This is a genomic window from Bacillus sp. ABA4_010, from assembly GCF_056159105.1.
The window spans coordinates 1,013,994-1,025,939 of the sequence record NZ_JBSWUN010000003.1 but is presented as its reverse complement, the minus strand read 5'-3'; the positions used below and the strand labels follow the sequence as shown (position 1 = coordinate 1,025,939).

Here is an 11,946-nt window from a genome sequence, read left to right as displayed (position 1 = left end):
TGCCTCCTTACATAGAACCGAATAACTCCGCTTTATTTGGTCAACAAGCGTTTACCATCGTTGAACAAGCTTCCAAAGGTTCACCTATGCGGATGGCACCAACCCCGCAAGGGGGGTGACAGCCGCTTAGGTCTAGAAAATTCGACATGACCGCTCTTTGGTCATGTCGAATTTTCTAGATCGATTTATATAATACCATTATTTTCAGACTATTACTCTCTCAAATAATCTCTTACAATAAACTTGTAACCACTACAACTAGGGAGAGTGTCATCCATGAAAAAACAGCGATGGATTTATACAATGACGTGCGCGTTTTTATTAGGAACAGGAGCTCATCAAGCAAATGCACATGAAAAAACATATACAGTGAAATCCGGAGATTCATTATGGAAAATTGCTTCGGCAAACAACGTGTCGATTGATAATATTAAAACGTGGAATCGTTTAAAAAGTGACATCATTTATATTGGGCAAAATTTATCTCTTCTAGAACCACATGCACATTCAGTTGAACCTGTAACCGCAAGCGTCCACTACGTGCAGGCAGGAGAATCTCTGTACATAATTTCCAAAAAACATGGAATCACAATTGAGCAACTTAAACAATGGAATGGATTAAGCTCGAATACCATCTATGTAGGCCAGAAACTTCAAATCACTGCATCTGTCCAAACAACTGCTATCCAGCCGCCTGCTTTTTTAAAAGACGGAACATTTCCACTAAAGAAAGGCACTTATACGCCATTTACAGATACATGGGGGGAAAGCCGTCAATACGGTGGAGACCGAGTTCACGAAGGGACAGATATTTTAGCCTCAAAAGGAACACCTGTCTATTCGGCTTTGAGCGGATCTGTAGTGAAGAAAGGATGGAGCGAATTAGGCGGATGGAGGTTAACTATCCGAACGACAGAAGGATACTATTTATATTATGCCCATTTGAACGGCTACGCTAGTGGTATAACGGAAGGAATGACTCTACAAAAAGGACAACTAGTCGGCTATGTCGGCGATTCCGGTTACGGCCCGACCGGAACGACCGGAAAATTCGTCTCTCATCTTCATTTTGGAATATACAATTCAAAATGGGAGGCTGTTAACCCTTATACTCACTTAAAGTATTGGGAGGCTTTAGCAAATTAACAACATAAATAACGGAGCATGGGGTTCATCCATGCTCCGTTATTTATGTATGGGGCTAAAATTATCACGAATAGCTTTCTTTAACATCGCTTCACAGCGCTCTAATTCTATCTTCAGCTGCTGTTTGTAGCGCTGTCCTTTTTCATAGCCGTCATCCGTAAATTTATAATAGACGACTTCCTGAAACTTCATGCCTTCTTTTTTCTTTTTTACTTGTTTTAATATACCGTCTTCAATTAAGTCATGAAGCGCTTTATATACTTCTGAATGATTGGGGCGAAAACCGTAAGGACGAAACTCATCTCGCAAAACATCGAGTAATTTTAATCCATATAATCTTTCTTGTTCAGTCATCGTAATCATATACAGCTTTAAAAAAGCACGCTGTTTAACTAAAAAACCGCTGGAACTTCTCTTCTCCCCCATTGTCACCATTCCTTTCGAGCATTGTGGTTACGACCGTATTCTCTGTATAGTTCTTTTCTTTCTCTAATTACCTATACGTGATTAATGACTCTATCCCTTCTACTATACTGTAAAATCGTTCTTTTTTCATCTTGTATGCCTAAGACAACATCTTTGTTTCGGAATTATCAGATGAAATACCCCTCTTCACACAATGTTAAACGGCATGAAACAACACCCTCCAGCAACTGTTTTTCATTATAAAAGAACGGCCACGGTAGAATTTCCCTTCCTGTTCACGCCGGACAAACTGTTTGAAAACAATATGTTCAATTCGGTTGTGGGACATTCTATTCCTTTCATAGTTTAATATAGCCCTTTAAGAAAAAAGGAGGAACCGTGATGTCTGAAAAAAACCAACCAACAAACCTTGATTGGTCCTCTATTCATAAGAAAGTGGAAAGCATGCTTGGTGATCAATTTTGGCAGGATATTCATCAAATGATTCCTTCCCGTTACCCAAGCTGTGACATTTATGAAACCGATACAAAAGGTATTGTCGTCGTTGAACTTCCCGGCCTTTCTTCACCTAACGATGTATCAATTAAGCTTGAGAACCATTCACTAACGGTAGAAGGAACGATGCCCGCTTCATATTCTGCTGAAATTAGTCAATTAAAACTTAGTGAGCGCCACCGAGGAGCCTTTTCTCGAACTCTCCGTCTCCCATTTGATTACTCAAAAGACACACCGATCTCTGCACGCTACAAAAACGGTCTGTTAGAGATTCATATTCCCATTGAAATGAAAGAAGATTCCATTCCCATTACGTTTGATGAGTAACATCCACCACATCTGGACAAGAAAGGCATTGTTTCTCCTTTCTTGTTTCTGTGATGAACGTCCCCTCTTCTGAATACATTAATAATGGGGGTGAACCATGATGGTACACATTCACTTTAAAGATTTACACGTAAAAGTTATCCAGCACTCTTCCGGTGTTTTCTCAGGCGATAACATTCATATCGGCATGAAATCAGCCTCAAAGCAAAATGAAGGATATGGACGCATAATTGGAAATGAAAATGTAAGCTGCAAAAACGACCATATCATCATAGACACAGATTTTGCCGATGTTTTTTCCAAGAAAGAAGAAAACTTAACATGAACTGAGTGATCGTTTTGTTTAAACGAAGGAAAAAACAGACGCTATCCCCGACCATCGAAAAATTGGAGAAAAAAATCCAACAGCTTGAAGAAACCATCGAGAAGCTACAACAATCAGGAACTGAATATAATGTGCATATTGATCATGTTCATATTAATCAGCCTGAAATTAAGGAACTTTCTTTTCATTTAGATACACTAGATATTGAAGAGTTGAGCGGTGCGTTAAATTTAGGGAATAATTTCGGAGTAACCGTTGACAAGAAAACAGAACATGAAAATTCCTTATACTCAACAGCTAAAAAACAGAAGCGTGATCCGTCCATGAGTAAACAGAAAAACGGTTACTCATTTTCGTTTCAACCACCTTGCAAGGAGGCGCATGATGAGTAATTTCTCTCCTCAGTTTTTTGTTGGCTCCATTCGAATTGGCACAATTGAGGGTGCATCAGCCGTTAATATGGGAAATAATTTACTATCAGATTTCCAAAGCCATAAGAAACATAATCAAGGACTTGGCTCCATTACAGGTGACCATAACCAAATTGAAGGTCTTCGTTCACTGCTCCATGACCCTGATTTCATTGATATGCTTCTTGAACCTTCCACCTCGGAAATGCCTGGATGGGTGAAGGAAATTCTGATGGATAAAATGACCGACACTAAAGAGAATAACTAACAAAAACCACTGGTTATCATGATTCACCAGTGGTTTTTTTGTTTGTTCCGCTTTGAGAAAAGGATATAGTTGAAGCGTCCATAAGATCATCATCGATGACGATATTTCGGTTTTGAATGGATTGATTATACTCTCCTGCTACTACGCCAAAGCCTGCATTTGTTTTTAGATTCGTTCGCCAGTTCCACTGCCGATTTTCTCCAACGAACACACCAGACGACGAGTGAATCATCATAACATTGACGCGGTCAAATTGCACATGAATGGTTTTCCCCACTATAAACCCGCCCCTTTCCTCTTATTGTTGAATGTTTGGCTGCGGATTGACAATCTCAGGCTCACTAAACGCTGAATCGATAAGATCGTTATCGTTAATAATGTTAATAATACCGCTCGAGAAAACAATTCCCACTTCAATTCCGTTTCCAAAATTTTGTTTTCCGCTCGTCGACCAATCCATTTGATTGTTTTGCCCCGTCGACACAGAAGCATTAAATTCCATCGAATTAACATTAATTTGGTTAAACACAATCGACACTGGCACGTTAATCCCCCGTTCCTTTTCATTGAATCTGCCGCAATCCTCACTTTTTTCCGAGCGTATCGTTTTCAAAAACTGAACGATTTATCTGCTTGAGTAAAGACAGCTGTTTGCACGGAAAATAGCTAGTCAGGAAGCTTCCGGTCTATTTGCCTGTTAGATATGGCGTTATATAACTAGGCTATTCACTGTTGGGCAATTGGTGAACGATATTTTCCGAAAACGCTCTGTACTTATATAGAGGTTTTTCCAAAAAAATATTTTGGATATGGAAAAATTTTATTTCAAATTCATTAGAATGTATGTTATTTTTATTTAGGTAACATTTTAAACATGCAATTGTGTTACTAATATATCAATTTTGATATTTCCGAATAGTGCAGATATGATATTACTTCGTACAAGAAATCTCTCCGTAGCTATAAACCATACTATTGATTTCTGCAATGCTCACCTACACCCATTTTACACGAAACTTTTTAAATGTAAGGGTTTACAAAAAAGTGGCAACTGCACATTCCCACTAACAAGAATATACATGAGGTGAAACATCGGTGAACAACCAAACTTTTTCTATTCAAGATTATTTAAAGTTTCTCATTCCATCCTTCATCGGCATTTTCTTATTTATTGTTCCGGTTAAGTACGATGGAGAGCTAACCATTCCTGTCGCTATGATGGCTCAAGTCATTCAAGATACACTTGGGGATTCACTCCCCGCTATTACGACAGCATTGATGGTGATATCAGCTTCCGGAACGATATTGATCAAGCTTTTACAACCAGCTGCAGCTCAAAAAGCGGGCTTCATTAAAACACTTTTTAATGTTTCGCCTATGTGGACGGTCGCCCGCATTCTTGGAGCATTATTTGCGATTTTAGCTTTAACAAACATCGGACCTGGGATGGTCACGTCAGAAAATACAGGCGGCTTACTGCTTTACGTTTTACTACCTGTTCTGTTTTCTGTATTTTTATTCGCAGGACTTCTTTTACCGCTTTTAATGAACTTTGGTCTTCTCGAATTTTGCGGTGCCTTATTCATTAAATTTATGCGTCCAATTTTCACCCTGCCTGGCCGGTCTTCCATCGACTGTTTAGCATCTTGGCTTGGAGATGGAACCGTTGGTGTACTATTAACAAGTAAGCAATACGAAGAAGGTTATTATACAAAGCGGGAAGCTGCTGTTATTGGAACAACATTTTCAGTCGTATCTATTACATTCAGTATCGTCATTTTGGCTCAGATGAATCTGGAACATTTAATTTTACCTTATTATTTAACGATTGTTGTAGCAGGGTTAGCCGCAGCAGTTATTGCTCCGCGCATTCCGCCGCTATCACGCAAACCAGATACATTTTATGAACACGCCGAAAACCCTTCAGGTGACGAAGCCATTCCTGCCGGCTATACACCATTTAGCTGGGGCGTTAAGCAAGCGGTAGAAAAAGCTCAAAAAGGCAAAAGTATTGGCGCCTTTTTCAAAGAGGGATTCCATAACGTTCTTGATTTATGGCTCGGTGTTATTCCAATTGTTATGGCGCTCGGAACACTAGCTTTAATTGCAGCAGAATATACGCCTGTTTTCCAATGGCTAGGAGCACCTTTCGTTCCATTTTTAACGTTGTTGCAAGTACCAGAAGCCGCTCAAGCAGCCCAAACGATGGTGATTGGATTTGCGGATATGTTCTTGCCTTCTGTCATCGGAATGGACATCGAAAGTGACATGACACGCTTTATTATCGCTTGCGTATCTGTAACGCAATTAATTTATATGTCTGAAGTCGGCGGTTTACTGCTTGGCTCTAAAATTCCAGTCTCCTTTTTAGACTTGGTCATTATCTTTATTCAGCGTACACTGATTACACTGCCCATTATCGTTTTAATCGCACATTTTATTTTTTAAAACAAAAAGAAAGTCCGGACGCAATCCGGACTTTCTTTTTGTTTTACCGCTTTGCTTCAACATACATTTTCCGAAGCAACTCATCCATCACTTGTGTCGCACTTTGCTTTTCCTTGACCATCCCAACTCCCTGCCCCGCCCAAAGCGACATAAAATTAGGATTTTGTTGACGAGCAGACGCTCTTCTTAGGACACTCGTCACATCGTGCTGTAGAGGATACGGTAAAAAACTGTCTTTATGCTTCTCCATTTCTTCCATAAACACGTTGCGAATTCCTCTCGCATATTTTCCTGAAAAAGCTTTTGTAAGCATTGTGCTCTGCTCATCACTACTAATCACCTTTTCCTTATACACAGGATGTGCTCCGCTTTCCTCCACAGCTAAAAAGACGGTGCCAAGCTGAACTCCTTGCGCTCCAGCAGCCATCGCCGCCTTAATCCCACGTCCGTCCATAATTCCACCAGCCGCAATGACAGGCACTGTGACAGCGTCGGCTATTTGCGGAACGAGCGCCATGGTCCCTATCTGCACCTCTTCATCTGTATCCGAGAAATTCCCTCGATGTCCGCCTGCCTCGCTTCCTTGGGCGACGATGGCATCCATGCCGCTCTCCTCCAGTACGATTGCTTCGGCGATTGTTGTAGCGGTCCCCATTAAAAGAACTCCCTTTTCTTTTAAACGCGCGACCACTTCACGTGATGGAACACCAAAAGTAAACGAACAAACCGCGATTTTTTCTTCAATAATGACATCGATCTGATTATTAAAATGAGATGAATAATCTCTGAAAACAGGTTCCTCCCCTACATTCATTTCCTCCCAGTAAGGTTTTAACACTTCCAGCATCCGCTCATATTGATCATCTCTCCAAACAGCTTGTTCAACAGAAGGAACGAAAAGATTCACATTAAAAGGCTTGTTAGTGAGTTCTTTTGTGTTTTGAATAGATACTGCCAGTTCATTTGCCGTCATGTACCCAGCGCCAATTGACCCAAGGGCACCATAATTGGAAATAACCGCGACTAATTGCGGTGTCGTAATCCCTCCGGCCATTCCAGCTTGAATAATTGGATAAAGCAAGTTGAATTTAGTTGAAAACGTATTTTCATTCCAGCTCATGCTTTTCTCTCCATTCACATTTTACTTTGTCTTATTATTAATTAAAGATGAAGCGCCGTTTCCCTTTTTCTGTTTCCTACCTGCAAGAAATTTACTTTCAACAACCGCTATCACGAGATGCAAGCTCCTTCATATGTGACCGTATATATTACTTTTTTATACACATTACATTATCAGAATATTTTAAAAAGTTATCGTAGAAATCCTGACAATCGACTTGATACATTTTTATCTAGCGTTTATGATCATTAATAGCAAGAAAATGTTGAAAACATGCCCGATTTGTTATTTAATAATATTATGTGCTTTTGGAGGTAGAATAATAGTTTTATAATCTTTTGTTTATATTTATAAAACTAATTGAATAAAAAATCAAAAGGAGTGACCTTATGAAAAAACAATCCTTACTCATTCTAATAGGATGCTTTCTCGTAGCTTTAGGTATTAAAATGTTAACATCGGTCGAACTTGTCATTGGCGGAACGGCCGGGATGGGAATGGTTCTCCAGCATCTTACGCCTATTTCCTTCGGTACATTGTTCTTCTTTCTAAATATCCCGTTTTATTTTTTAGCTATTATCCAGCTTGGCCTCACATTCACTATTAAAAGCTTTATTAGCGTTACCATTCTTTCCATTTTATCGGAAGCACTCGATTACTTTTTTACCTTCACTATTCCATTCCCCATTATTAGTTCACTTACAGGCGGCGCCTTAATTGGTTTTGGCTTAATTCTATTATTCCGCTGCGGATCCTCACTCGGCGGCATTAATATGCTTTGTGTATATCTCGATAAACGTTATGGCATCAATCCAGGAAAAACTGTATTAATCACAGATGTGTTCATTGTCGGTTCCGCGATGTTTATCGTCGGCTTAGAAAAAGGAATCTATTCCATTATCGCGATTCTAGTCATGAGTCATATTCTTGGACGTTATCATAAAACGGCTCCATTGGAAAAAAACAACAAAGAGCTTATGGAACAAGAAAACGGTTATGAGACATTATCCTCTAAACCGAAATCTTCCTGACGGAAAACACGCAGGTTTATTACATTCTTCATTTATCAGGATAGAAAGAGGTAGCTGAACAACCATTCAGCTACCTCTTTCTATCCAACCGAAAAACACGAACAACAAATAACACCTATACATAAAATGTACGTATTTTACATGACTGATAATTTAGATAAAACAAAAAATATTAAAATGTTAAATTTATATACTATAATTATCAACATATTCATCTTCCCTTCATAAATACATATGAAGGAACCAAATTGGAATAGAAGTAAAAACCGAACATTACATAACAGCGCGCGCAATGTCGGTTACACAACAATGATTAACAAAGGAGAGCAGTCATCATGGAAATTGTAAAAGGAACGGTTTTACTTTTATTAGTTTTAAGCTTATTTACTCTTTTCAGCTATAAAGCTCCAAAAGGTATGAAAGCGATGGGCGCACTGGCGAATGCAGCATGTGCAGCTTTTCTTGTAGAAGCTTTTCAAAAGTATGTAGGCGGTGACTTAATCGGTATCTCATTTTTAGGTGAAGTGGGAGAAGCTGCCGGCAGCATGGGCGGTGTTGCCGCAGCCTCTTTAGTAGCGCTTGCTCTAGGGGTATCACCTGTTTATGCCTTAATGCTCGGTGTATCTTGTGCTGGTCTTGGCTTATTGCCTGGTTTTTTTGCCGGATACATCGTGGCGTTTCTTGTGAAGCAAATTGAAAAACGATTACCTGCAGGTCTTGATTTAATTACTACTATTTTAATCGCCGCTCCGCTTGTACGCTTTATCGGTGTTGGTCTCAATCCAATTGTCGATGCTACTTTATTAAATATCGGTGGCATTATTACCGAAACAACAAACAGTAATCCAATTATTATGGGGATCGTCCTCGGCGGCGTTATTACAGTCGTAGCGACTGCACCACTCAGCTCAATGGCCTTAACAGCTATGCTTGGATTAACTGGTCTTCCAATGGCGATTGGCGCTTTAGCCGTTATGGGATCATCTTTTATGAATTACGTATTTTTTGACCGTATGAAATTTGGAGATCGCCGTACAACAATTGCCGTTGCGATTGAACCACTTACACAGGCCGATATCATTTCAGCTAACCCTGTTCCGATTTACGTAACAAATTTTATCGGGGGCGCTGCATCTGGTATTATCATCTCGCTATTCGGCTTAATTAATAACGCGCCAGGGACAGCCACTCCAATTGCTGGACTTGCCGTCATGTATGGATTTAACGATCCATTGAACGTCACTATTTGTGCCCTTTTATGCGCACTCGTAAGCGCGGCTGCCGGATTTTTCGGCTCGCTTTTCTTCCAAAATTACCGAATTAAAACAACAGAGGACATTCGTCACTCTGAAAAAGCAGCAGCATAATCACAACACCCCCGGTAAGCTAAAATACCGGGGGTGTTATCATAACATAATTATCCACCACTTACGGGAGGAATAAGTGCCACTGTATCACCTTCTTGAATGACCTCATCGTCTAAAGCATATTCTTCGTTCACAGCGATCATCACTTGCTGGCTGTCATTCCAATTATACTCTGCGTTTAGTTTTTCCTTCAATTGCTTAACTGTCAGTTCTTTCTCATTGATAACAATCCGCTCTGTTCCGAACTGCTCTTGAAGGTGGGCGAATAGTAAAATTGTAATCATTTTTCTTCCTCCATTTCCGGCTTTCCTGTTGGATAGGAGACTCGCTCAAGCTGGTCGCCAATCCATAAATCACCATCTTCCCAATGCTCTTTTTTCCAGATGGGAACAATTTGTTTAATACGTTCAATGGCATACTCATTCGCCTCGTAGGCATCCTTCCGATGCGGCGTAGACACAGCAATGACAACCGCTATTTCCGAAATATCTAATCGACCCGTTCGATGGGTAATCGCTGTTTTCGCCTCTGGCCACTTTTCTTGAATTTCAGCCCCAATCTTCTCTAACATTTTAACAGCCATCGCTTCATATGCTTGGTATTGCAAATATAGAGTTCGTTTTCCTTTCGTAAACTCTCGAACGGTGCCGATAAACGTCGTCACTGCCCCCGCTTCCCTTCTTACTACTTTATCGATGACTTCCTGCACATCGATTGGTCGGTCAGTGAGTTCAAACAATGGTTTATTCAAAGCTAGTCTCCACCCTCTCTAACAGCCAGTTCAAATATTGCTGTTCATGTTTTATATCAAACACTGGGTATTCTCTCTTTCCGATAGATAGAACCGACTCCCAGCTAATGACGCACAAAATGTTTTCTAATGATTCAAGGAGCGGTATATCTTTCTCTGAACGAAGGAGAACTACCTTGTCGTAAGTTTCTTTTTTGTAGCCTTCAATGAAAATCAATTGAAGAGAAAAATGTTCGTAAATGTTTATCATTTCTTGAAGTGTCCATCCTTCTTGTACTGCATGTATTTGCAGCATGCCCGCTCCTTCTACACCGGTTACCGCCGCACCTGCCTGTCGATGACGACATGTATCTTTTCCTTCGTCACCTGAAACGGGGCGGCCTCCATGACCATGATGCTTAATCGTCCCCACACGGTATCCTTGTTCGGTCAATCGTTTGACAAGCTTCTCGACAAGCGTCGTTTTCCCGCTATTTTGATAGCCTACGATTTGAAAGATGGACGATTTTCGCCCCATGGCCATTCACATCCTGATTGCTCTTCTAACAGCAACACTTGGACTTTCCTTCCTTTTTCATAGCCTCTCGTTCCTCCTGGCAACACCATGAGCGCATTCGCCTCCGCTAAAGAAGAAACGACGTTCGACTTATCAAGCCCAGATGGCAGCACTCGGACTTTTCCACCTTCAAACGAAACTGTACTGCGCACAAAGCGGGTAAAGGGGTTCGGTTTAGGAAAATCAGCCCCAAGCTCTGCTTCTGCTATATGTAAATGAGGTTTCGCTGAAAACAGAAACGTACGGACAATCGGGCGGACGAACAATTCAAACCCAACATAGCAGGCAGAAGGATTTCCCGACAACCCAAATAACAACTTTCCTTCGAGTTCTGCAACCGTTGTGACACTTCCAGGCCTCATCGCCACTTTGTTAAACAGCACGTTTGCTCCTAATCGCTCGTAAATCACCGGCAAATGGTCATAATCACCGACCGAGACACCGCCTGTCGTAATGAGGATGTCTACTTCCTTTAAAGCAGCTTGAACAGACGAAAAGCTCTCTTCCAAATCATCCGTTACTTTTCCGAGATGTTTAGCGACAGCTCCCGCTCTTTCAATTTGGGACAAAATCATATACGCATTGCTATTGCGAATTTTTCCAGGTTCAAGCGGCTGTGCGACTTCCAGCAGCTCCGTTCCGGTCGCCAGCACCCCAATCACTGGTTTTTTCACAACCGGTACATGCGAATAGCCAAATGTTGCTAAAAGCGCCATAATCCCTGGGTTAATCATCGTCCCCTTCGGAACGAGCGATTCTCCCTTTTGAACATCTTCTCCTTTAAATGACAAATTTTCCCCACATTTAACGGAACGTTTAATCGACATATAACGCCTGCCATCTTCTTCCCGCTCTTTTGTAATTTCAAGCATCACGACCGCATCACAGCCGCTTGGAATTTGGGCACCCGTCATAATACGCACTGCTTGAAAGGGGCCAACCGTGTCATGAAACACGGCACCTGCCCCAATATGACCAACGACTTCAAACTCGACGGGGTTCTCCAAATTGGCATGAATCGTATCTTCAGATCGAATGGCAAATCCGTCATAAGGCGAGCGATCAAACGGCGGTACATCATGATCGGCCGTCAAATCTTCTGCCAAAAAACGGCCATGGCTCTCCTCGATTTTGACCCATTCTAGCGTCCCATTTTTCGCAAAATGCATCACCTGTGCCACTGCCTCCGCAACGGCTATCGGTTTTCTTCTTTCTACCATTTCCCTCTCACTCCCACACTTGTTTCTAATCAGCTGATATAAGCGTATTCCGCTTT

Annotated in this window: 16 protein-coding genes; 8 read left to right on the top strand and 8 right to left on the bottom strand. The window is 41.1% G+C overall.

What is annotated here, in order from left to right; all coding sequences use genetic code 11:
* Window positions 1–276: 276 nt before the first annotated feature.
* On the top strand, window positions 277–1,146 hold the full coding sequence (locus ACXAEO_RS06300) for a M23 family metallopeptidase (RefSeq protein ID WP_474879287.1): 870 nt from the start codon (window positions 277–279) through the stop codon (window positions 1,144–1,146).
* 39 nt (window positions 1,147–1,185) lie between these two features.
* Here the strand turns inward: ACXAEO_RS06300 and ACXAEO_RS06295 are convergent, their stop codons facing one another.
* On the bottom strand, window positions 1,186–1,572 hold the full coding sequence (locus ACXAEO_RS06295) for a replication termination protein (protein ID WP_474879284.1): 387 nt from the start codon (window positions 1,570–1,572) through the stop codon (window positions 1,186–1,188).
* Window positions 1,573–1,953: 381 nt separating this feature from the next.
* On the opposite strand from ACXAEO_RS06295, the gene ACXAEO_RS06290 reads away from it, so the two are divergent.
* The 4 genes from ACXAEO_RS06290 (at window position 1,954) to ACXAEO_RS06275 (ending at window position 3,397) form a co-directional block, all read left to right on the top strand.
* Complete coding sequence (locus ACXAEO_RS06290) at window positions 1,954–2,394, top strand: Hsp20/alpha crystallin family protein (protein WP_474879280.1); 441 nt, start codon at window positions 1,954–1,956, stop codon at window positions 2,392–2,394.
* A 97-nt stretch (window positions 2,395–2,491) separates the two neighbouring features.
* Window positions 2,492–2,719: a hypothetical protein gene (locus ACXAEO_RS06285; protein WP_474879278.1), complete on the top strand. Its 228-nt coding sequence runs from the start codon at window positions 2,492–2,494 to the stop codon at window positions 2,717–2,719.
* A gap of 14 nt (window positions 2,720–2,733) precedes the next feature.
* Window positions 2,734–3,111 (top strand): hypothetical protein, encoded by a 378-nt coding sequence (locus tag ACXAEO_RS06280; protein WP_474879276.1) that lies wholly within the window; start codon window positions 2,734–2,736, stop codon window positions 3,109–3,111.
* On the top strand, window positions 3,104–3,397 hold the full coding sequence (locus tag ACXAEO_RS06275) for a hypothetical protein (RefSeq protein ID WP_474879273.1): 294 nt from the start codon (window positions 3,104–3,106) through the stop codon (window positions 3,395–3,397). The genes ACXAEO_RS06280 and ACXAEO_RS06275 overlap by 8 nt, the downstream gene beginning before the upstream one ends.
* 16 nt (window positions 3,398–3,413) lie before the next feature.
* Here ACXAEO_RS06275 and ACXAEO_RS06270 read toward each other — a convergent pair whose 3' ends face one another.
* Together ACXAEO_RS06270 and ACXAEO_RS06265 are read right to left on the bottom strand one after the other, a co-directional pair.
* Entirely contained in the window at window positions 3,414–3,674 is a 261-nt protein-coding gene (locus tag ACXAEO_RS06270; RefSeq protein WP_474879270.1) for a hypothetical protein, read from the bottom strand.
* A 21-nt stretch (window positions 3,675–3,695) separates the two neighbouring features.
* Window positions 3,696–3,941: a hypothetical protein gene (locus ACXAEO_RS06265; RefSeq protein ID WP_474879268.1), complete on the bottom strand. Its 246-nt coding sequence runs from the start codon at window positions 3,939–3,941 to the stop codon at window positions 3,696–3,698.
* 551 nt (window positions 3,942–4,492) lie between these two features.
* Between ACXAEO_RS06265 and ACXAEO_RS06260 the strand changes: the two genes are divergently transcribed.
* Window positions 4,493–5,845 (top strand): YjiH family protein, encoded by a 1,353-nt coding sequence (locus ACXAEO_RS06260; RefSeq protein ID WP_474879265.1) that lies wholly within the window; start codon window positions 4,493–4,495, stop codon window positions 5,843–5,845.
* 43 nt (window positions 5,846–5,888) lie between these two features.
* Here the strand turns inward: ACXAEO_RS06260 and ACXAEO_RS06255 are convergent, their stop codons facing one another.
* Window positions 5,889–6,965 (bottom strand): NAD(P)H-dependent flavin oxidoreductase, encoded by a 1,077-nt coding sequence (locus tag ACXAEO_RS06255; RefSeq protein WP_474879260.1) that lies wholly within the window; start codon window positions 6,963–6,965, stop codon window positions 5,889–5,891.
* 389 nt (window positions 6,966–7,354) lie between these two features.
* Here ACXAEO_RS06255 and ACXAEO_RS06250 point away from each other — a divergent pair, with 389 nt between their 5' ends.
* Window positions 7,355–7,996 (top strand): YitT family protein, encoded by a 642-nt coding sequence (locus ACXAEO_RS06250; RefSeq protein ID WP_474879258.1) that lies wholly within the window; start codon window positions 7,355–7,357, stop codon window positions 7,994–7,996.
* Between the two features lie 335 nt (window positions 7,997–8,331).
* Window positions 8,332–9,363, top strand: coding sequence for a PTS sugar transporter subunit IIC (locus ACXAEO_RS06245; RefSeq protein WP_474879256.1), 1,032 nt, complete (start codon window positions 8,332–8,334; stop codon window positions 9,361–9,363).
* A gap of 50 nt (window positions 9,364–9,413) precedes the next feature.
* On the opposite strand, the gene moaD is transcribed toward ACXAEO_RS06245, so the two are convergent.
* Genes moaD through ACXAEO_RS06225 form a run of 4 tightly spaced genes read right to left on the bottom strand, consistent with a single transcriptional unit; the run spans window position 9,414 to window position 11,890 of the window.
* Window positions 9,414–9,647 (bottom strand): molybdopterin converting factor subunit 1, encoded by a 234-nt coding sequence (gene moaD / locus ACXAEO_RS06240; protein WP_474879254.1) that lies wholly within the window; start codon window positions 9,645–9,647, stop codon window positions 9,414–9,416.
* The gene (locus ACXAEO_RS06235; RefSeq protein WP_474879252.1) at window positions 9,644–10,114 is read right to left on the bottom strand and encodes a molybdenum cofactor biosynthesis protein MoaE; all 471 of its coding nucleotides are present in this window, start codon (window positions 10,112–10,114) and stop codon (window positions 9,644–9,646) included. Before ACXAEO_RS06235 ends, moaD begins: the two co-directional genes overlap by 4 nt.
* Window positions 10,107–10,637: a molybdopterin-guanine dinucleotide biosynthesis protein B gene (gene mobB, locus ACXAEO_RS06230; protein WP_474879248.1), complete on the bottom strand. Its 531-nt coding sequence runs from the start codon at window positions 10,635–10,637 to the stop codon at window positions 10,107–10,109. The genes ACXAEO_RS06235 and mobB overlap by 8 nt, the downstream gene beginning before the upstream one ends.
* Window positions 10,598–11,890 carry a molybdopterin molybdotransferase MoeA gene (locus ACXAEO_RS06225; protein ID WP_474879246.1) on the bottom strand — a complete coding sequence of 431 codons (1,293 nt, stop codon included), beginning with the start codon at window positions 11,888–11,890 and terminating at the stop codon, window positions 10,598–10,600. The genes mobB and ACXAEO_RS06225 overlap by 40 nt, the downstream gene beginning before the upstream one ends.
* Between the last annotated feature and the right edge of the window lie 56 nt (window positions 11,891–11,946).